Below are 20,499 nucleotides of genomic sequence, written 5' to 3'. Positions count from 1 at the left end.
AATTTTTTAGATTGAGAATATTCGCCCTTCTTGAAGGAAAATGATGGATTACAAAGCGACACTGCTCCTGCCCACGACGGACTTCGCCATGCGCGGCAACCTGGTCCAGAACGAACCCAAACGCTATGCCAAATGGTTCGAATCGGGTGTGTACGAGACGATGAAACAAAAACGCGAGGGGGCCCCGTCTTTCACCCTGCATGACGGCCCGCCTTATGCCAACGGCCATACGCACATCGGCCATGCGCTCAACAAGATCCTCAAAGACATTATCGTCAAGCAGCACTACTTCAACGGCAGCAGCGTCCGCTTTACCCCGGGCTGGGACTGCCACGGTCTGCCGATCGAGCAGCAGGTCGAGAAAAAGCTCGGCGGCAAGCAGAAGAAAGAGGCGCTCTCCACGGCCGAAGTGCGCAAGCTCTGCCGCGAGCACGCCCAGAGCTTCGTCGGCATCCAGCGCGACGAGTTCAAACAGCTCGGCATCATTGCGGATTGGGATAATCCCTACCTGACGATGGACTACAAGTTCGAAGCGAACATCTACCGCACCCTTTGCGACGTGGCGAAGAAGGGGCTGCTCGTCGAGCGCAGCAAACCGGTCTATTGGAGCTGGGCGGAACGCACGGCGCTGGCCGAGGCGGAGGTGGAGTACGAAGACAAAGAGGACTACTCTATCTTCGTCGCCTTCGAGCTGAGCGAGGAGTCCAAGGTCCGCCTGGGGATCGAGGGCAACGCCGCGCCGGTCATCTGGACGACGACCCCGTGGACCCTGCCGGCCAATACGGGGATCTCCCTGAACCCCGACGAGAAGTATGTCCGCAGCGCCGACGGCTACATTGTCGCCCAGAAGCTCTACGGCGCGCTCAAAGAGCAGGAGATCATCAAAGGCGAGGTCGTCCAGACCTTCGACGCGACGCAGTTCGAGAACCTGCACGCGGTGAACCCGCTCAACGGCCGCCGCTCGCAGATCGTGCTCGGCGAGCACGTCTTGATGGACAACGGTACGGGCTGTGTCCACACGGCGCCGGGCCACGGTGAGGATGACTACCGCGTCGGCCTCAAGTACAACCTCGACGTCATCATGCCGGTCGACGAGACGGGCTGCTACGACCAGAGCGTTGTGCGCGAACGCCTCATCCCTAACGCGGAGACCTTCGTCGGCATGCACATTTTTAAAGCCAACGAGCCGATCATCGAGCTGCTGGGGGAGAGCCTGCTCAAGGTCAGCAAGTTCAACCACTCCTATCCGCACTGCTGGCGTTCGCATACGCCGCTGATCTTCCGTGCGACGAAGCAGTGGTTCATCGCCGTCGACGAGAAACCCGAAGGGCAGAGCAAGACCCTGCGCGAGATCGCCCAGGAAGAGGTCGAAGCGACGACGTTCTACCCGGAGTGGGGCCGCAACCGCATCAAGGCGATGGTCGAGAACCGCCCGGACTGGTGTATCTCCCGCCAGCGCGATTGGGGCGTGCCGATCGCCTTCTTCCGCGTCAAAACGACGGGCGAGGTCGTCCTGGACGAGAAGGTCCTCAACTTTACCGCGATGGTCTTCGAGATGCACGGGACCGATGCATGGTACAGCATGCCGATCGAACAGCTGCTCTACCCGGGCTGCGCACACACGGCCGACGAGCTGGAGAAAGTCGACGACATCCTTGACGTCTGGTTCGACAGCGGCTCGACGTGGAACGCGGTGCTTAAATCCCGCAACTACGACGCGGGCAGCTACCCGGCGGATGTCTATCTGGAGGGGAGCGACCAGCACCGCGGCTGGTTCCAGAGTTCGCTCTTCCTCAGCGCGGCCGTCGAACACCGCGCGCCGTACAAAGCGCTGATCACGCACGGCTTTACGATGGACGGCAAGGGTGAGAAGATGTCAAAGTCCAAGGGCAACGTCGTCGCCCCGGACAAGGTGCTCAAGCAGTACGGTTCGGAGATTCTGCGCCTCTGGGTGGCGCTGGCCGATTACCAGAACGACCAGAAGATCAGCGATGATATCCTGAAGCAGACGGCGGAGCAGTACCGCAAGCTGCGCAATACGTTCCGTTTCCTCCTGGCGAACATCAACGACCTGGAAACGATCGTCACGTTCGGTGAGATGGGGGTACTGGACCAGTGGATCGTCTCCAAGGCCTCCCACGTCTTCGACAATGTCCACGCGCAGTTCAAGCGTTACAACTTCGTCGGCGGGATGAGCACGCTGAACAACTTCATTGTCAACGAGCTGAGCGGCATCTACCTCGATATCACGAAAGACCGCCTCTACTGCGATGCGAAGAACGATCCGCACCGCCGCGCCAGCCAAAGCGCGATGGCGATGATCACCCGCTCGATGCTGCTGCTCGTCGCGCCGATTCTCACCTATACGGCAGACGAGATCGTCGAGACGGCTCCGGCGGTGATCAAAGGCGACGCCGCGAGCATCTTCGACCTTGAATACGCGTCGATCGACGTCCCGACAAGCACCTTCAACGAATGTGCGCTGGTGAAAGTCAGAGAGGGGATGTACGAGATCGTCGACGCCCTCAAAAAAGAGAAGAAGATCAAGAGTACGCTGGAACTAGCCCTGCATACGGACGCGGCGATCGTCAAGGCGCTGCCGCAGATCGAAGCGGAGGACTGGTTCGTCGTCTCCGGCGTACTGCCGCTGGAAACGGCGGGCGAGACGCTGGGCGAATTCGAGGTGGACGGCGAGCGCTACGTGATCGCGGCGGCAGCGCTGCAGAAGTGTCCGCGCTGCTGGAAATTCCACGCCCACGAAGAAGAGACACTCTGTGCCCGCTGCGCGGAGGTGACCGGTGCCTGATCTGGCAGCCCCCGTACCGATGGGCTTCATCGCAGAGACGGTCCTGGTGATCTTCGCCGTGGTCGCAATAGGTATCCTGGCCGTGCGCCGGGCAAAAAAAGCAAAGGATGAACATTGATGACGCTTAAGGAAGCTTTGACACTCTCGCCGGAAGCGCTGGAGAGCCTCCGCGCCGAACTCAAATCGAAGATCGAAGGCGACAGCGAACTGGGTGCCTATGTGGGTATGGAGACCGCCGGCAGCGGCGTTCCTATTGCGATCAAGGATAACATCCAGGTCAAGACGTGGAGCGTAACGTCGGGCTCGAAGATCCTGCAGGGCTACGTCGCGCCGTATAACGCGACTGTTGTCGAGAAGTTGCAGGCAGCTGGTCTCGCGCCGTTCGGACGGACGAACATGGACGAGTTCGCCATGGGCTCCACGACCGAGAGCAGCTTTTACGGCAAGACGCTCAACCCCCGCAACCGCGGCTGCGTCCCGGGCGGCAGCTCCGGCGGTTCCGCGGCGGCGGTCGCGGCGGGCCTTGCCGTTGCGGCACTGGGTTCCGACACCGGCGGCTCCATCCGCCAGCCGGCGGCGTTCTGCGGCATCGTCGGGATGAAACCGACCTACGGCCGTGTCAGCCGCTACGGCCTCGGCGCCTACGCCAGCTCGCTCGACCAGATCGGCCCGATGACGCAGAACGTTGAAGACGCGGCGATCCTCTACGATATCATCAGCGGCTACGATCCGAAAGACTCCTCCAGCGCGGACGTCGCCTATGAGAGCGTCGCGGACAAGCTTGACCCGTCGCGCAAACTGACCGTCGCGATCCTCCCTTCCTACCTGGAGGGAGCATCCGACGCGGTCAAGCAGGGGTACGACAAAGCGGTCGAGGCGCTGAAAGCCGCAGGTCATACCGTCGTCGAGAAGTCGATGATGGACGCCAAGTACGACATCTCCGCCTACTACATCACCGCGACGGCGGAAGCCTCGACGAACCTCGCCCGCTACGACGGCATCCGTTACGGCAGCCGGGAAGAGGGCGAGAACCTCTCGGACCTCTTCATCAAGAGCCGCTCCGAAGGGTTCGGCGAAGAGGTGAAGCGCCGTATCCTGCTGGGGAACTTCGTGCTCTCCAGCGGCTATTACGACGCCTACTACGTCAAGGCGCAGAAAGTACGCCACCTGATCAAAGAGGAGTATGAGAAGCTCTTCGAAGAGGTCGACCTGATCCTGAGCCCCGTCGCGCCGGACACTGCGTACGAGTTCGGAGCCCTCTCCGACCCGCTGCAGATGTACCTGAGCGATATCTACACGATCTCGGTCAACCTAGCCGGACTGCCGGCGATCTCCCTGCCGGTCGACACGGCGGAAAACGGTATGCCGGTCGGGCTTCAGCTCATTGCCAAAGCCTTTGATGAACAAACACTTTTCGACGGTGCGCTCAGCCTTGAGCAGGCCGTAAACCTTTAAGAAGGAGTCCCATGAAAATCCGTAAACGTGCATTGACGTTCGAAGACGTCCTGCTGGTCCCGCGTTATTCCGAAGTACTGCCCAGAGAGGTCAGCCTTGAGACAAAACTGACTAAGAACATCACGATGAACATCCCGATGGTCTCCGCGGCGATGGATACCGTGACCGAGTACCGTGCGGCGATCGCCATGGCGCGCCTGGGCGGCATCGGTATCATCCACAAGAACATGGATATCGAAAGCCAGGTCAAACAGGTCAAGAAGGTTAAAAAGAGCGAATCGGGGATCATCATCGACCCGATCTACGTCTACCCGGACGCAACCCTGGCCGATGCCGAGGCGCTGATGCAGGAGTACCGCATCTCCGGCGTACCGGTCGTCGACCTCTACAACAAACTGCTGGGGATCCTGACCAACCGCGATATGCGCTTTGAAAAGGACCTGAGCAAACGCGCCGACGCCGTTATGACGAAGATGCCGCTGATTGTTGCGAACAAGGATATCTCCCTTGACGAAGCGGAGCAGATCATGCACAAAAACAAGATCGAGAAGCTGCCGATCATCGACGATGAGGGACACCTCCAGGGGCTGATCACGATCAAAGACATCAAGAAGCGTATCGAGTACCCCTCCGCGCTCAAAGACGGGTTCGGCCGTCTGCGCGTCGGTGCGGCGATCGGCGTCGGACAGCTTGACCGTGCGCAGGCACTCGTCGACGCGGGTGTCGACGTGCTCGTCCTCGACTCCGCCCATGGCCACTCCAAGGGGATCATCGACACCGTCAAGGCGATCAAGGCGCAGATGAATATTGACATCATCGCGGGGAACGTCGCGACGGCCGAGGCGGTTGAAGCGTTGGCCGAAGCGGGTGCGGACGCCGTCAAAGTCGGTATCGGACCGGGATCGATCTGTACGACGCGTATCGTTGCCGGTGTCGGTGTGCCGCAGATCTCCGCGATCGACGAGTGTGCCGAAGCGGGCCGCCGCGTCGGCGTGCCGATTGTCGCCGACGGCGGGATCAAGTACTCCGGCGATATCGCCAAGGCGCTTGCCGTCGGTGCGAGCTGTATCATGGCCGGTTCACTGCTGGCGGGGACCAAAGAGTCTCCGGGCGACCTGATCAACTACCAGGGGCGCCAGTACAAGTCCTACCGCGGTATGGGCTCCATCGGGGCGATGACCAAGGGGAGTACGGACCGTTACTTCCAGGAAGGGACGGCGGCGGACAAGCTCGTACCGGAAGGGATCGAGGGGCGCGTACCGTACCGTGGACCGATCGCGGGCATCGTCCACCAGATGATGGGGGGCCTTCGCTCCTCCATGGGCTACTGCGGTTCCGAGAGCATCGAAGCTTTCTGGCAGAACGCGGAGTTCGTCGAGATTACGAGCGCGGGGCTCAAAGAGTCCCACGTCCATGACGTCCAGATTACGGCGGAAGCACCGAATTATCATATCTGATCGGTATACTAACGGATAGCGTAAGCGTATTGCTTCACGCCGCTGCGCTACAACAGACCGCCGCTATCGGCGGAAAAAGCGGAGGGGCCCCGCTCCTCGCGCTGTAAAGAGGGGAAGTACACATGCATTTTCAGACCAAAGCGCTCCATGAAGGCTATACGAAGGATATGCAGGGAACGATGGCCGTGCCCATCTACCAGACGACGGCATATGAGTTCCGCGACGCGGAGCATGCGGCGAATCTGTTCGCGCTCAAAGAGCTCGGCAATATCTATACCCGCCTGAACAATCCGACGACGGATGTGTTCGAGAAGCGTTTCGCCAGCCTCGAAGGGGGTGCGGCGGCACTGGCGACCTCGAGCGGCATGTCCGCTATCTTCTACGCCCTTGTCAATGCGGCGGAGGCGGGCGACAACATCGTCTGCGCCGCGCAGCTTTACGGCGGCTCCCTCACCCTGACGGCCCATACCATGAAACGTTTCGGCATCGAAGCGCGTTTTTTCGACGTGCATAACCCTGCCGAAGCGGAGAAGCTCATCGACGAGAAGACGAAAGCGCTCTTTTTCGAGACGCTGACGAATCCGAGCATCGACGTTCCCAATATCAGCGAGCTCGCATCGCTGGCGGACAAGTATGGCGTGCTTAGTATCGTTGACAACACCGTCGCGACCCCGGCGCTCTGCCGGCCGATCGAGCACGGCATCGACGTTGTTGTGCACAGTGCCAGCAAGTATACGACGGGACAGGGACTCGCCATCGGCGGGATCATGGTCGAACGCAGCAACCTCGTAGAGAAACTCCGGGGCAACGCGCGTTATCCGCAGTTCAACGAACCCGATGCGAGCTACCACGGCCTGGTCTACGTCGACGTGCCGCTGCCGACCTATACCCTGCGCGGGCGTCTCAGCCTCCTGCGCGACATCGGCGCCGTCGGATCGCCGTTTAACTCCTGGCTCTTTATCCAGGGGCTCGAGACGCTGCAAATAAGGATGAAAGAGCATTCGCACAACGCCCTGATGCTCGCCAAGTTCCTGGAGACGCACCCCAAGGTCAAACGCGTCAACTACCCGGGACTCTCTTCCAACAAGAATTACGCGAATGCGAGCCGATATTTTGACGGCGGCATGAGCAGCGGCCTGCTCAGTTTCGAAGTCGCCGACCTGGAAACGGCCAAGCAGGTCGTTGATGCAACGCAGCTCTATTCGCTCGTCGTCAACATCGGCGACTCGAAGTCCATCATCACCCACCCGGCCTCGACGACGCACCAGCAGCTCAGTGCCGAGGAGATGGACGCCTGCGGCGTTCCGGCGGGACTGATCCGCATCAGTGCAGGTCTTGAAAACGCGGAGGATCTTATCGCCGACATCAAACAGGCACTCGAGGCGGCATCATAAACCCGTTAAACCTTCAGACCCATACCGAGCATATTACCAATCCGCTCTATCTGGAGAGCGGGCGTATCCTCGAACCGTATGATATTGTCTATGAAACCTACGGGCACCTCAGCGAGACGAAGGACAACGTCGTTGTCGTCACGCACGCCCTGACGGGGTCACACCATGCCGCAGGCCTTTATGAAGGGGATAACAAACCGGGCTGGTGGGACGGCCTGATCGGGCCGGGCAAGGCGATCGACACGGACCGTTTCTTCGTTATCTGTTCCAACGTCATCGGCAGCTGTTTCGGTTCGACCGGCCCGATGTCGCCGATGCTTCCGAGCGATGAGCCCTATCGCTACAAGTTCCCCGTCATCACGGTCAAAGATATGGTTAAGGCGCAGCGCATCCTCTTTGACAAGCTGGGGATCCACCGCGTTCACGCCATTGTCGGCGGCTCCATGGGCGGTATGCAGGCACTGCAGTTCGCGGTGCACTACCCCAACTTCGCCGACCGTATCGTCGCCATGGCCTGTACCCATGCGACCCAGCCCTGGACGATTGCCTTTAACAAGATCGCCCAGGAGGCGATCCTGAAAGATCCCGATTTCAAAAGCGGCTATTACGACCCCGCGGATATTAAAGAAAACGGCTTGACAGGAATGGCGGTCGGCCGGATGGCGGGACACATCAGTTTCCTCTCGCCCCACAGCATGGAGCGGAAATTCGGGCGCGAATACAAACGTACCGACGGCCTTTACGAGCTCTTCGGGAAGTTCCAGGTGGAGTCTTATCTCGAGTACAACGGCTACAACTTCACCAAGTGGTTCGATCCGCTGAGCTACCTCTATATTACGAAGGCGATCAACATCTACGACCTCTCCCGGGGGTTTGATACCCTCGAAGAGGCGCTTTTGCGCATCAGAAGCCGCCTCTACCTGGTCAGTTTCGAGAACGACATGCTCTTCATTCCCGAAGAGATGCGGGTGATGGCGGACATTCTGGCGAAGGAGAAGACGACGCCGGTCGATTACCTGGAAGTCAAGAGCGATTACGGGCATGACGCCTTCCTGGTCGAACTGGAGAAATTCAAAGAGTACGTGCGCGAGGCGCTGGAACACGGTATCTAGCGTACCCATGCTGCACGCAGCGAAGGAGTGAGAGTGGAAGCGAACGATTTTGAAGGGCGCCTGGAAGAGGCGAAACAGATCCTCGAGAAGCTGATGAACCCCGAGATGACGCTCGAGGAGAGCGTCAAGGCCTACGAGTCGGGGACCAAGGCGCTCAAAGAGGCGCAGCGGATCCTCGAAGAGGCGCGCAAAAAGATCGAACAGATCCGCAGCGGGGAGGAGACGGAGTCGTGACGCTGGGCGTGCTGCAGCTTCCCTCGGTCGGCATGAGCACGACGAAGCTGTACCACTACGTCCGGATCGCCCACAAGCGCGGTGTCCGCGTTTTGCTGATGGGCGAGTACCTCCTGAACTCCTTTTTCAAAGAGCTGCAGCAGACCCCCGTGTCGATGCTGCGCGAACTCTGTGATCACCAGCTGGGCATTCTGCGTGACCTCGCCGCCACCTACGACATGACCTTCGTCGCCCCCCTGGTGACGGTCAAAGGGGGCACCCCCTTTAAGAGCATCGTCAAAGTCTCTCCCCGTTCGACAGCCTACTACCAGCAGCAGGTGCTGATCGACTATCCCCACTGGAACGAGGCCGCCTTCTTTGCCAACCCGGTCGAAACGCTGCATGAACCGCTCACTTTCCGCGTCGACAACGTCCGCTTTGGTATCCTCGGCGGTTACGAGCTGCACTTCGACGCGCTGTGGCAGAGCATCTGGGAGAAGCGGATCGACTGCATCCTGCTGCCGACGGCCTCGACTTTCGAGTCGCAGCAGCGGTGGCGTGAGCTGATCAAGATGCGCGCTTTTACGCACAACTGCTTCGTGCTGCGGGCGAACCGTATTGGCGACGTGAAAGACGACGGGCACCTCTGGCGCTTTTACGGCGACTCGCTCCTGGCCAACCCAGACGGGGAGATCGAAAGCACGCTGGGGGACACGGAGGAGCTGATGGTCGTCGAGATCGACCATGCGCAGGTGATGGAGTCGCGCCGGGGATGGAAGTTCAAAGAGGCGGTGGAGAAGCGGCGTGACTAAATGGAAGAAGTGGCTCAAAGAGTTCATTGTTCTTGCACTGCTGACGGCAGTCGGTGCCACCGTCATCGGCTACCTGCGCGCCCCCTCATTCGAGGGTGCCGCCCTGCCGAAGGTGGAGGTCTCCAAACTCTACGGGCTGGCGTATGACAGCAGTGTCAAACCGGACAAACCCTACATCCTGCACTTCTGGGCGACTTGGTGCCCCGTCTGCCATGCGGAAGCGGGCAACATCGACGCCCTCGTCAAGGACGAAAAGGTCATTACCGTCGCCGTCAAATCGGGAGGGCTGGAGAAGATCGGCGAGTACATGAAAGCAAACGGCCTCTCTTTTCCCGTCATCAACGACCAGAACGGCGCCATTGCGGAGGCGTTCAAGATCGGCGTCTTCCCGACAACGATCATTGTCGACAAAGATGGCAAAGTCTTCTGGGCCGAGAGCGGGTATACGACGACGTGGGGGTTGAAGCTGCGTCTCTGGCTTGCCGAGATTTTCTAAATAGACGATAGCGGGCAGCTCTTCAATCTACAATTTTGATAACACTCTTCTGCCACTTTTTTAGAAAAAGTAGCGCAAAAATCGGCCTTTCGCGAATCGCTCATCCCTCCCGGCTTTGTGCCTCCGGGATGGCTTATAAGGATCGCGCTCAAGGCCAAGAGTCCATTTAATTCATGCGCTTCGACGTGTCGAAGCTCTTTGTTTTTTGATTAGCTTCGGTTCCCGAAGCGCATATAATCAATAGGCAACCTGTCGTTAAGCGTGCCGTGAAAGCCGCCCTGGAGGTATAAGGGTATATCTATAACCCCTGTGCAGATTTCAGAGGGTTTTGGAAGCGTGAGGTTGTCTTTGTTTTTTGTGAAGGCCTGGTGTAGCCAAGTCGAGCGGAAAACGGAGGGAAAGTTGCGTTTCCAAATCCTCCCTTAGGGCGAAACAGAGAAAAGCCATACTCAGCGTTGCCGCTTCTCGACTTGGATATGGCCAGGCCTTGACCAAAGGGAATGCCCTCGGGTGCAAAACGTCGCCTTGATTATGTCTTTCTCTGCTTCGCTGAAACTGCACAGGGGTTATAGATATACCCTCAAGCCGGGAGCAGCGTGCGATTCGCGCAACGACGATTTTCTTTTGTTTCTTTTCTTATGAAAAAGAAAAGAATGAAGCAACGGATCGTATAGGCGCAAAAATGTACAGCGTCAGTAGACAGTGATGACGATCTTCCGGCTGCCGCCGTGGTCGCGGTGTTCGCCGAGGTAGATCCCCTGCCAGGTGCCGAGGTTCAGGCGGCCGTTGGTGACGGGGATAGTGAGCGAGGTGCCGAGCATGACGCTTTTGATATGCGCCGGCATGTCGTCGTCGCCTTCGTACGTGTGGACGTAGTAGGGCTTGGCGTCGGCGACATCGCTGAAGAAGCGCTCCATGTCACGGCGGACGGAGGGGTCGGCGTTTTCATTGATGCAGAGCGAGGCGCTGGTGTGTTTGAGAAAAAGGTGGGCGAGCCCGGTTGTGGCGCCGGATGCCGCGACGGCATTGTCAACGGCGTTGGTGATGAGGTGAAATCCCCGTGGGTAGGGGGGCAGGGTGACCGTGGTTTGGAACAAGCCGTTTACTCCGCCGCGAGCCTGTTCATCATGAAGAGGTAGAGCTCTTTGTTCGGGACATCTTTATCGATGGCTTCACGATAAAGGGAGGTTACCTCGACGTGGTGCTTCTCGTAGGCGAAGTGGGGGAAGTGATTCTGCCACGCCTCTTTGATGCGCTGGGTCGCCATCCGGTCGACGAGCCACTCTTTGAACATCATGTAGGTGCCGAAGAACATCCCCGTAAAGAGGATGGCGAGGATGATGAGCAGGTGGCAGTCGATCTTCTCGAGTTCTTTGTGAAAGAGGAGGCTCAGCGGCAGGAGGATGAGGTTCCAGAGGATGAGGAAGACGAGAATCGTTCGGCCGATCCGCAGTTTCAGCCCCGGGATCTTCCCTTCGAGTTTGAGGCCGTCGTCGTGGTTCTTGTTGATCTCGAGCAGCTCACGCAGCAGCAGCGGCTGGTCGTTGCTTCGGGTCACAAAGGGGATGATGGTCTTGTCGATAAAGGCGAGCACGCTTCCTCCTGCGGTTTTGTGGGCTTATTATAGCGGTTTTTACACATTTTGGCCGTTCGGATTGCCTAAAATGGGAGGGTCCGGGTGGATTTATCAAAAAGTTATTAAACTTTTTAATGTTACAGTGCGATTAGCTATTTGAGGAGGTGCGGATCATGATGCAGTATTTCCATCGTCAGATCAAACTCTGGGGTGAAGAGGTCCAGCAGTCGCTGCAGGCGAAGCGGATCGCCATCATCGGGAGCGGGGGACTGGGAAGCTCCCTTGCCTTCGCCCTGGGAGCAACGGGAATAGGGGAGATACACATTGTGGATTTCGATGAGGTGAGCGTGCACAACATTCACCGCCAGATCGCTTTCAAGACGGGGGACGAGGGTAAGAATAAGGCCGTCGTCAATGCGGGGATCGTCGAAGCGCGCTGCCCCTTTACGAAGGCGTATGCGCACGAGTGCGATTTCAACGGCTTCGCCAAAAAAGGGATCGATGTCGATCTTATCCTCGACGCGACGGACAACCTGCCGACGCGGGGGCAGATCAACGAATACGCCAAGATCAAAAACACGCCGTGGGTTTACGGTTCGGTGGAGGCATTCCACGGACAGGTCTGTTTTTTCGACCGCTCCTCTTTCAACGACGTTTTCAAGATCACGCTCAAAGAACCGGCGGGGATCGCCGCGCCGATTGTCATGCATATCGCCTCGCTGCAGGCGAACCTTGCCCTGCGCTACCTGGCGGGACAGCCGGTCAAAAAAGACTTCCTCTACTACCTCTTTTTCAACGACGAGGGCGAACTCGTGACACAGAAATTCGGTCTGCCGGTATAACGGCGGCTGTTTTACTCCCTGCTAAGCCGCGCACGCTATAATTTCATACTCAATTTGCCGTATGAAACGGCAACGATAATTACCTTTGGAGAATTGCGATGCGCGGTTACAAGATTTTTGCGGGAAGTGCCAGCGAAGAGTTTGCGAAAGAGGTCTGCAGCTACCTCGACGTTCCCCTGGCGAAAGCGGACATTAAACGTTTCAGTGACGGGGAGATCTCCGTCCAGGTTGCGGAGAGCGTCCGCGGACGTGATGTCTTCATCATCCAGTCAACGGGAGCCCCGTCCAACGACAACCTGATGGAACTGCTCATCATGACCGACGCTCTGCGCCGCTCCTCCGCAAGCTCCATTACCGCCGTCATCCCCTATTTCGGCTATGCGCGCCAGGACCGTAAAGCGGCGCCGCGTGTTCCGATCAGCGCGAAGCTGGTCGCCAACCTCTACCAGACGGCGGGCATTGACCGCCTTGTCACCATCGACCTGCACGCCGGTCAGATCCAGGGCTTCTTCGACATCCCCGTCGACAACCTCTACGGTTCCATCATCTTCCAGCAGCATATCGAGAGCAAGAAGCTTCCCAACCCGATCATCGCGAGCCCGGATATCGGCGGCGTTGCCCGTGCCCGTTACTTCGCGGAGAAACTGGGGCTCGAGATGGTCATCGTCGACAAGCGCCGCGAAAAAGCGAACGTGGCCGAGGTCATGAACATCATCGGCGACGTCGACGGTAAAGACGTTATCATGATCGACGACATGGTCGATACGGCCGGGACGATGGTCAAGGCGGCGGCAGCACTCAAAGCCAAGGGCGCAACTTCCGTCATGGCGTGTGCGACGCACGCGGTCTTGAGCGGCAAAGCCTATGAAAATATCGACAAGGGCGAACTGGACGAACTGATCGTCACCAACTCCCTCGATTCCAAACCGCACCCGAAGATCAAGGTGCTGACAGTCGCGCCGCTCTTCGGCGAGGTCATCCGTCGCGTTTACCACAACGAGAGCGTCAACTCGCTTTTTGCATAACGTAGCAGGCGTCAAACCCCTGATACGACGCTAACGCTGAGTTCGCTTCGGCAGCGGGCCCCGCACAGCTAAACCGCACTGACAATTTCGCAGTGCAATCATGAGGAATCTATGGATCTCAAACATATTCGCAACTTCTCCATCATCGCCCACATCGACCACGGTAAAAGCACCCTGGCCGACCGGATCATCCAGGAGTGCGGTTCCGTCACGGAGCGCGAACTCAAGTCACAGATGATGGATACGATGGACATCGAGCAGGAGCGCGGTATCACCATCAAGGCGCAGAGCGTCCGGCTTGATTATGTCAAAGACGGGGAGCACTACGTCCTCAACCTCATTGACACCCCGGGCCATGTCGACTTCAGCTACGAAGTGAGCAAATCGCTCGCCTCCTCCGACGGTGCGCTGCTGATCGTCGATGCGGCGCAGGGGGTCGAGGCGCAGACCATCGCCAACGTCTATCTGGCCCTGGACAATAACCTCGAACTCCTCCCGGTCATCAACAAGATCGATCTGCCCGCTGCCGAGCCGGAGCGCGTTGCCGAGGAGATCGAATCGAGCATCGGCATTGACGCCACGGACGCCCTGATGGTCTCCGCCAAAACGGGCGTGGGGATCCGTGAGCTCGTCGATGCCATCGTCGATCGCATTCCCGCCCCGGTGGGTGATCCGGTAGCGCCGACGAAGGCGATCATCTACGACAGCTGGTTCGACCCCTATCTTGGTGCGCTGGCACTGGTGCGCGTCTTTGACGGCAGCATCCGCAAAAAGCAGATCGTCAAGCTGATGAGCAACAACGAGCAGCACGAGGTTCTCGACCTCATGTACCCGCACCCGCTCAAAAAGATGAAGACCGACTCCATCGGCAGCGGTGAGATCGGCATTGTCGTGCTTGGCCTCAAAGATGTCGGGACCCTTAACGTCGGCGATACGATCACCGATGCGAAAAACCCGACGGCAGAACCTGTCGGCGATTACGAACCGGCCAAGCCCTTCGTCTTCGCGGGGCTCTACCCCATCGATACGGACAAGTTCGAAGACCTGCGCGATGCGCTCGATAAACTGCGCCTCAACGACTCTTCGCTCAGCTATGAGCCGGAAACGTCCATCGCGCTGGGCTTTGGTTTCCGTGTCGGTTTCCTAGGCATGCTGCACATGGAGGTCATCAAGGAGCGCCTGGAACGCGAATTCGACCTGGACCTGATCGCGACGGCGCCGTCGGTTGTCTACGACGTCTATCTGACGGACGGCTCGACACAAGAAGTGCACAACCCCTCAGAGCTGCCGCCGGTGAACCACATCGAGCGTATCGAGGAGCCCTACGTCAAGGCGACGGTCATCACGCCGACGGAGTACCTCGGCAACATCATGAACCTGCTTGTCGCCAAGCGCGGCCTCCAGGAGAAGATGGATTACCTTAACGAGGAACGCGTCCTGCTGGAGTACTCCGTACCGATGAACGAGATCGTCGTCGACTTCTACGACAAGCTCAAGTCCATCTCCAAAGGGTACGCGAGCTTCGATTATGAACCGACCGACTTCAGGGAGGGCGACCTCGTCAAGCTCGACGTTCGCGTCGCCGGTGATGTCGTCGACGCCCTCTCGGTCATCGTCCCGCGCGAACAGGCGGAACAGCGCGGTCGTGCCCTGGTCAAGAGCATGAAAGAGCTCATCCCCCGCCAGCTTTTCGAGGTGGCGGTACAGGCCTCCGTCGGCAACAAAGTCATTGCCCGCGAGACGGTCAAGTCGATGGGCAAGAACGTCACGGCGAAGTGTTACGGCGGGGATATTACCCGTAAACGCAAGCTGCTCGAGAAACAGAAAGCCGGTAAAAAACGGATGAAGGCGATCGGCAAGGTTCAGTTGCCGCAGGAGGCCTTCATGTCCGTCCTTAAAATGGACTAGGCGGCGGACTTTGCGTTGTCTACTCTGCGAATCGTGGTCACTGAGCCGCATTTGCAGGGCCTGCCGCGATGAACATCTCACCCCATCCCTTCACACCCGAAAGATCCTCGGGAAACTCCCCGTACACTCCTTTTACAGATACGACGAGATCGAGCCGCTGCTGCTGACGAAGCATACGGATATCGGACACCACCTTTACACGATCATGGCATCAGCTTCCTTCACACCGTATGCAAAGACATTGGGGTTGGACGATGCCGTGGCCGTTATCGCCGTGGATGACCATGTGCGGCACGGCTATTCGCATACGGCGATCCTGGCCAGGGCGATGAAAACCGCAGCATTGACACCGAGGCACACCGTGCTGCGCGACCGATCAGGGCACCGCTATTCCGGGCAGGACTTCCAGTACCGCCTGACGCACCCGCGGGCATTTGCAGTGAAGCCTTTTCCGGAAAAGAAAGTGATCCTTGTCGACGATATCCTGACAACGGGCCTGACGCTGACCCAGGCGGTGGAGGCGCTGGAGCGGGAGGGGAAAGAGGTGCTTTTCTGCCTGACGCTGGCCGACGCGGAACGCTGAAGGTTACGCCTCTGTAGCGGGGGGAAGCTGGGCTTCGGTCCGGTTCCCCGGAAGGTAGTCGACAGTGTTTTCGATCGTCGGGGATTCGGAGAAATCGAACTGGATCGATGCGGCGTTGAGGGCGAAGGCGATCTGCTCCAGTGTCGTACGGGCGGATTTCTGCACGTCGGGAAGCAGCTCGATCATCATGCCGTTGGCGATGGCGGAGACCTGCTTTTTCGCCTCCTTGATCAGGGCGTTACGGTCGTTTTCATCAAAGCCGTCACTGAAGACGCCGGCAATGAGATCGGGCAGCAGCCACGGCAGAAGTTTGCCGTTCTGTTCGTCGTAGAAACTGATGTCTTTGATACTGAGCGAATAGCGGCACTCGGGCATTTTGAAAAGGTACTGCCCCTCCCCGAGCTCCTCGATGCCGAAGCGGCTGTCTTTGAGGTTGTAGCTGAAATCGATGTCGAAGGTGAAGATCATCGCCAGTTTTTTCTTGGAGATGAGCCAGCGCAGGTACTTCTCACCGAAATTCCCGAAGATATGGTCGGAGGCCGTGACGATCTCCTTGGTGACAACCTTGTAGACGTTGAGGTTGCCCAGGGATTCCATTTTCTCTATGGTCGAATAGAGCGTGACGTTGGCAGGCCCCTCTTTTTTGGTGCGCTTCAGGTACCAGAGCAAAACGGCGATCCCTCCGGCGAGGAGGAGGCCGCTGAAAAACATAATGACATTATCCATGCTCTATTGTAGCTCAGCCGGGATAATAGCGCGCTATCGTCTGCTGTAGGGGAGTTTTGTCTGCAGGCGGAGGTCGGGAATGGCGTAGCCTATGGCCAGGTGGTAGAGGCTCTGAAAATCGTTCCCCTCCAACCCCAGCAGCCGGTGCATGACATCGTCGAGGAAGCAGCCGATGCCCGTGGCGCTGAGCCCCTGCGACGTCGCTTCGAGGTAGAGTTGCTGGCCGATGGCGCCGCACTCCCAGTAGAGGCTCTTGTAGCGCCCCGGCCCATAGCGCTCAAGCTGGGGCGAAAATTCGCAGAGCATGCCAAGCGAGAAGGCGCCATCAGATGCGATCTCCTGGCTGCAGGAGATGAACTTGGCCTGGGCGCGGAAGTCGCCCGCTTCAAGCAGATAGAGATGCTCCCCGGCCGGCCGGAAGAGAAAGTCACTGCGCGTGCGTGTTTTGAAGGATTCCAGGTAGCCGTCGTTCAGGAGGTAGAGGTAAAGACCCGGCTCCAGGGTCTCGACGTCATGGACGAAAAGGAGCAGGGAGGCCGCAGGCGTGAAACCTTCAACAGCGTTCCGCGCCGCCTGCATCAGCCGGGTGAACGATTCGAAGCCGATATGGGTACGGCCGAAATCCATCGCGCGGGCACTGCGGCGGGTGAGGATGACCTCTTCGGCAGCGGTACCGCAGTTGCTGCTGAAAGGCGCTGGTGCCATGTCGACCGGGAGGTTCACCGCGGCGGCCGTGGCCCGCTCAACGAGAGTGATCGCCTCCCAGGGGTGCTGGGAGGGGCTGAGACGGTTTGCCGTCCCCGCATACGCAGTGCGGCACTGGGCGAGAAGGGGGATAAGGTCGGGCGTTGCGACGTCTTTTTCAGGCGTCATGAGCAACAGAGCATCGGCGATCTCTTCCTCGTTCGGCTGGAAGCGGGCCGGCTGATCCAGCCCCAGCAGCGTGTCAAGGGTATCGGCCTCGAAAGCGTCAAAGAGGCGGGCGTGCCAGCCGTTAAGGCGCGCGGAGATCTGGGCGGCGCGCAGGGCGTGGCCGGCGTCGAGCTGGGTGTAGCGGAAGGCGCGCTCGCCGTACTTCCACGCCTCGCGCCATACGATGGAGGTGAAGCCCATCAGCAAAGAGCCCTTCGGGAGTGCAGACCAGAAGTCCGTATCGAAGGCGTGCAGGAGCTCCAGGCTGTGGGTTAGCGGCGCGTAGTGCGCAACGACGCTTTGGGTGCTGACACCTTCAACCGGGGGGAGGATGACGTAGCCTTCGGTGGGGTGGAGGTTGCCGCTGGAGGCGTTGCAGCGCAGCGCCCAGCAGTCGCTGCCGATGCATTTGACGGCCGCAAGTCCCAGGCTGTAACGCAGCAGAACGGAGAGGGTATCCAGCGTGAGCGGTTCGGAGGGGCGTGCCTCAAAAAGGGCGGCGTAGGTTGGTTCGGGACCCGGGGAGGGCAAGGGGAGAACGACCCCCCGAGCCCCGTCGAAGCGGCGGTAGGGGTCGGGCTGCGTCGCCCAGTCCATATAGCCCAACGACGCCGCATAGCGGTTGGGATGGTGCTTGGTCTGGTCATGGTATTCGAAAACGGTTTCAAGGGTATGCATGCGGTGATTGTTCCTAAACTCTTTTGAAGGGGTGCTTGAATACGGTGTGCTGCGAAAATAATTAAGCGCTGTCACCGACTGGATGCATATTCCGTTCATCCGGGTGCAACGCGGATGACGGCCGGAGGCGCTGTATTACTCTATGCTTGCCGATTGTTCGGGCAGGAGATTCTCTTCGATGGACTGCCGGGTAGTGATCTTGGTGCTGATCAGCGCTTCAAGTTTTTTGACCGGCAGGGCCTTTTCGCACAGGAAGCCCTGGTAGTAGTCGCAGCCAAGTTCTTTAAGCATGCTCAGCTCCTCATCCGTTTCGACCCCTTCGGCGACGACGGTCAGGTCCATGCTTTTGGCAATGGCGATGATGGTCTTGACGATCATCAGGGAATTCTCGTTGTGCTTCAGGTCGGTGATGAAGGAGCGGTCGATCTTGATCACGCTGACGGGGAGGTGCTTGAGGTAGGAGAGCGAGGAGTAGCCCGTACCGAAATCGTCCAGCGCGACGCGCACGCCGAAGGCCTCAAGCGCTTTAACCTTGTCGATGGCGCCACGGGAGTTGTCGAGCATGGCGCTTTCGGTCAGTTCGAGTTCGATCATCCCGGGGGCGATTTCGTAACTGGTGACCAGGGCCCGAAGGTAGTCAACGAAATCGGGCTGGTTGAACTGGTGGGAGCTGACATTGACGGAGACGCGTTCGATGGCGTTGGCCGCGCCCGTCTGCTGCCACTGCTTGATCTGCTTGATGCTCTCCTCCAGCACCCATTCGCCGATTTTCACGATGAGTCCGCTCTCCTCGGCGTAGGGGATGAACGCCTCCGGCATTATCAGTCCCTTGTCGGGGTGATTCCAGCGGATAAGTGCCTCGACCTGGGCGATCTTGTCACTGTCGATGGCCACCTTCGGCTGGTAGTAGAGTTCGAACTCTTTCTCGTCAAGTGCTCTGCGAAGCTCTTTTTCCATTTGAAAGAGTTCTTGCTGGGAAGTTTCAAAAGATTCATGGTAGAGCTCGGCATGCTGGCGTCCGGTCCGTTTGGCCTGGAACATGGCGATATCGGAACGTTTGATAATGGCGTCAGGGAGCATCCCCTCTTCGCCGCGGAAGACATTGATACCGATGCTCGCAGACAGCGAAATAGACTCCCCGTCGATGCCAAAGATCCCGTTGATCGCGTCAATCAGCCCCAAGGCGATCTCCATCGCCTCCTGGGCCGCTTCGGTATAGTCATCCGAGAGGGTATTGAGGAGAATCAGGAACTCGTCTCCCCCGACCCGTGCGACGGTGTCTTCGGATCGAAGCTGTTTGAGCAGACGCTGACTGACCTGGTAGAGTACCTGATCGCCGATATAGTGGCCGTAATCATCGTTGATATGTTTGAAATGGTCAAGGTCAATAAAGAGCACGGCGCAGTGAAAGAGGTGGCGTCTGCTCTGTTCGACGGAGAGCTTGATCCGGTCGGTGACGAGACTGCGGTTGGGCAGTTTGGTCAGCGGGTCGTAGAAGCTGTTCTGCTTGATCAACTCCTGGGCCTCTTTCTCCAGCGTCAGGTCCTTGACAAAACAGATGGCGCCCTGGTGCAGCCGTTTTTTATCGATGACGGGGACGGTGGAGAGCTCGATATAGAGGGAATTTTCCGAGAAGGTCGAGTAGAAGGGACCTTCGTAGTGTCCCTGCCCGTCCTCCAGTGCCTGATTCAATGCCGGCAGGATGCGTTTGTCCATGAGGGTGCCGAGATCGTACCCGATCAGGGGGTCGCGCTCTGCCAGTTGAAAGATTTTGAGCAGCTGGTTGTTAAGGTCGGTGATATGCAGACTGCTGTCATAATAAAAGATCCCGACGGGGGCGTTGTCGAGGAGGGAGATAAGTCGCCCCTGCGTATTTTCGAGGGCCGACATGGCCTGGGACAGCGCGAATTTGCTGTAGATGGCATTGTCGATAACCGACCCGAAATGTTTGGCACTGAAAATCAGCAGGATACCCAGGGCACTGACGATGTAGGCGATCGTCTGGTAGAGCGGGTCTTCCATCCACGCCAGGCGGACGATAATGGGTGCGAAGGAGAGCAGGGCATAGGCGACGACCAGCTCCCAGGAGGCGGAGATGATACCGAGCGCAGTGGCGGTCAGGCCGAGAATGAACAAGACGACGACCATCTGGTAGAGGATCTCGTGCGGGGGGAAGAGCAGCACGGCGGTGCTGCCCCAAAGTCCTCCGCCGATAAGCACGTAGGTGTAGTAGCGGTGCAGCCAGAGGGTGCTTTGAGGCCTGAGCTCCTCTTCGGAGCTGTTGCTGTAGAGCAGGTAATGGTAAAAGCGGAAGAGCAGGACGATGACCGAGACGCTTATCCAGACTGCCAGGGCAATGTTGTCGACGTAGTGCCACATGAAGACACTGAAAAGAAGGACGCTGAAAAAGTGGATGATAAGAATGACCGGAACGGTACTGTAGAGGTACTTCAGTTTGTCAAAGTCGAATTGGCGCATTGTTGCTTATTCCCCAGAGAAACTTT

At 58.5% G+C, this 20,499-nt stretch carries 18 protein-coding genes; 13 read left to right on the top strand and 5 right to left on the bottom strand.

The window, feature by feature from the left end; translation table 11 throughout:
• The first annotated feature begins 43 nt into the window (after nucleotides 1-43).
• The 9 genes from ileS (at nucleotide 44) to LOH54_RS08820 (ending at nucleotide 9,745) form a co-directional block, all read left to right on the top strand.
• Entirely contained in the window at nucleotides 44-2,806 is a 2,763-nt protein-coding gene (gene ileS, locus LOH54_RS08855; protein ID WP_231018544.1) for an isoleucine--tRNA ligase, read from the top strand.
• Nucleotides 2,799-2,924: a hypothetical protein gene (locus LOH54_RS12930; RefSeq protein ID WP_255707211.1), complete on the top strand. Its 126-nt coding sequence runs from the start codon at nucleotides 2,799-2,801 to the stop codon at nucleotides 2,922-2,924. The genes ileS and LOH54_RS12930 overlap by 8 nt, the downstream gene beginning before the upstream one ends.
• Complete coding sequence (gene gatA, locus LOH54_RS08850) at nucleotides 2,921-4,261, top strand: Asp-tRNA(Asn)/Glu-tRNA(Gln) amidotransferase subunit GatA (protein WP_231018543.1); 1,341 nt, start codon at nucleotides 2,921-2,923, stop codon at nucleotides 4,259-4,261. The genes LOH54_RS12930 and gatA overlap by 4 nt, the downstream gene beginning before the upstream one ends.
• A gap of 11 nt (nucleotides 4,262-4,272) precedes the next feature.
• Nucleotides 4,273-5,718, top strand: a complete 1,446-nt coding sequence (gene guaB / locus LOH54_RS08845; RefSeq protein ID WP_231018542.1) for an IMP dehydrogenase — start codon at nucleotides 4,273-4,275, stop codon at nucleotides 5,716-5,718.
• 122 nt (nucleotides 5,719-5,840) lie between these two features.
• Nucleotides 5,841-7,112, top strand: coding sequence for an O-acetylhomoserine aminocarboxypropyltransferase/cysteine synthase family protein (locus LOH54_RS08840; RefSeq protein WP_231018541.1), 1,272 nt, complete (start codon nucleotides 5,841-5,843; stop codon nucleotides 7,110-7,112).
• Nucleotides 7,109-8,224, top strand: coding sequence for a homoserine O-acetyltransferase MetX (gene metX, locus LOH54_RS08835; RefSeq protein WP_231021232.1), 1,116 nt, complete (start codon nucleotides 7,109-7,111; stop codon nucleotides 8,222-8,224). Before LOH54_RS08840 ends, metX begins: the two co-directional genes overlap by 4 nt.
• 33 nt (nucleotides 8,225-8,257) lie before the next feature.
• Complete coding sequence (xseB, locus tag LOH54_RS08830; protein WP_231018540.1) at nucleotides 8,258-8,458, top strand: exodeoxyribonuclease VII small subunit; 201 nt, start codon at nucleotides 8,258-8,260, stop codon at nucleotides 8,456-8,458.
• Nucleotides 8,455-9,249, top strand: a complete 795-nt coding sequence (locus LOH54_RS08825; protein ID WP_231018539.1) for a carbon-nitrogen hydrolase family protein — start codon at nucleotides 8,455-8,457, stop codon at nucleotides 9,247-9,249. Before xseB ends, LOH54_RS08825 begins: the two co-directional genes overlap by 4 nt.
• Nucleotides 9,242-9,745 carry a protein disulfide oxidoreductase gene (locus tag LOH54_RS08820; protein WP_231018538.1) on the top strand — a complete coding sequence of 168 codons (504 nt, stop codon included), beginning with the start codon at nucleotides 9,242-9,244 and terminating at the stop codon, nucleotides 9,743-9,745. Before LOH54_RS08825 ends, LOH54_RS08820 begins: the two co-directional genes overlap by 8 nt.
• A 692-nt stretch (nucleotides 9,746-10,437) precedes the next feature.
• Here the strand turns inward: LOH54_RS08820 and LOH54_RS08815 are convergent.
• Together LOH54_RS08815 and LOH54_RS08810 are read right to left on the bottom strand one after the other, a co-directional pair.
• The gene (locus LOH54_RS08815) at nucleotides 10,438-10,842 is read right to left on the bottom strand and encodes a secondary thiamine-phosphate synthase enzyme YjbQ (protein WP_231018537.1); all 405 of its coding nucleotides are present in this window, start codon (nucleotides 10,840-10,842) and stop codon (nucleotides 10,438-10,440) included.
• 5 nt (nucleotides 10,843-10,847) lie between these two features.
• The gene (locus LOH54_RS08810) at nucleotides 10,848-11,339 is read right to left on the bottom strand and encodes a hypothetical protein (protein WP_231018536.1); all 492 of its coding nucleotides are present in this window, start codon (nucleotides 11,337-11,339) and stop codon (nucleotides 10,848-10,850) included.
• 155 nt (nucleotides 11,340-11,494) lie between these two features.
• On the opposite strand from LOH54_RS08810, the gene LOH54_RS08805 reads away from it, so the two are divergent.
• The 4 genes from LOH54_RS08805 (at nucleotide 11,495) to LOH54_RS08790 (ending at nucleotide 15,679) form a co-directional block, all read left to right on the top strand.
• Entirely contained in the window at nucleotides 11,495-12,163 is a 669-nt protein-coding gene (locus LOH54_RS08805) for a HesA/MoeB/ThiF family protein (RefSeq protein WP_231018535.1), read from the top strand.
• 98 nt (nucleotides 12,164-12,261) lie between these two features.
• Nucleotides 12,262-13,188 carry a ribose-phosphate pyrophosphokinase gene (locus tag LOH54_RS08800; protein ID WP_231018534.1) on the top strand — a complete coding sequence of 309 codons (927 nt, stop codon included), beginning with the start codon at nucleotides 12,262-12,264 and terminating at the stop codon, nucleotides 13,186-13,188.
• Between the two features lie 111 nt (nucleotides 13,189-13,299).
• Nucleotides 13,300-15,096, top strand: a complete 1,797-nt coding sequence (gene lepA / locus LOH54_RS08795) for a translation elongation factor 4 (protein WP_231018533.1) — start codon at nucleotides 13,300-13,302, stop codon at nucleotides 15,094-15,096.
• A gap of 10 nt (nucleotides 15,097-15,106) precedes the next feature.
• Entirely contained in the window at nucleotides 15,107-15,679 is a 573-nt protein-coding gene (locus LOH54_RS08790) for a ComF family protein (RefSeq protein ID WP_231018532.1), read from the top strand.
• Nucleotides 15,680-15,682: 3 nt separating this feature from the next.
• Here the strand turns inward: LOH54_RS08790 and LOH54_RS08785 are convergent, their stop codons facing one another.
• The 3 genes from LOH54_RS08785 to LOH54_RS08775 form a co-directional block, all read right to left on the bottom strand.
• A complete protein-coding gene (locus tag LOH54_RS08785; RefSeq protein ID WP_231018531.1) occupies nucleotides 15,683-16,405 on the bottom strand; it encodes a DUF4230 domain-containing protein in 723 nt (240 codons plus the stop codon).
• 33 nt (nucleotides 16,406-16,438) lie between these two features.
• Complete coding sequence (locus tag LOH54_RS08780; RefSeq protein ID WP_231018530.1) at nucleotides 16,439-17,995, bottom strand: SagB/ThcOx family dehydrogenase; 1,557 nt, start codon at nucleotides 17,993-17,995, stop codon at nucleotides 16,439-16,441.
• A gap of 135 nt (nucleotides 17,996-18,130) precedes the next feature.
• Entirely contained in the window at nucleotides 18,131-20,473 is a 2,343-nt protein-coding gene (locus tag LOH54_RS08775) for a putative bifunctional diguanylate cyclase/phosphodiesterase (RefSeq protein WP_231018529.1), read from the bottom strand.
• Nucleotides 20,474-20,499 lie beyond the last annotated feature (26 nt).

It is taken from the genome of Sulfurimonas sp. HSL-3221, assembly GCF_021044585.1.
Classification (GTDB): domain Bacteria; phylum Campylobacterota; class Campylobacteria; order Campylobacterales; family Sulfurimonadaceae; genus Thiomicrolovo; species Thiomicrolovo sulfuroxydans.
The sequence above is the reverse complement of the archived record's forward strand: the minus strand, read 5'-3'. Positions and strand labels throughout refer to the sequence as shown.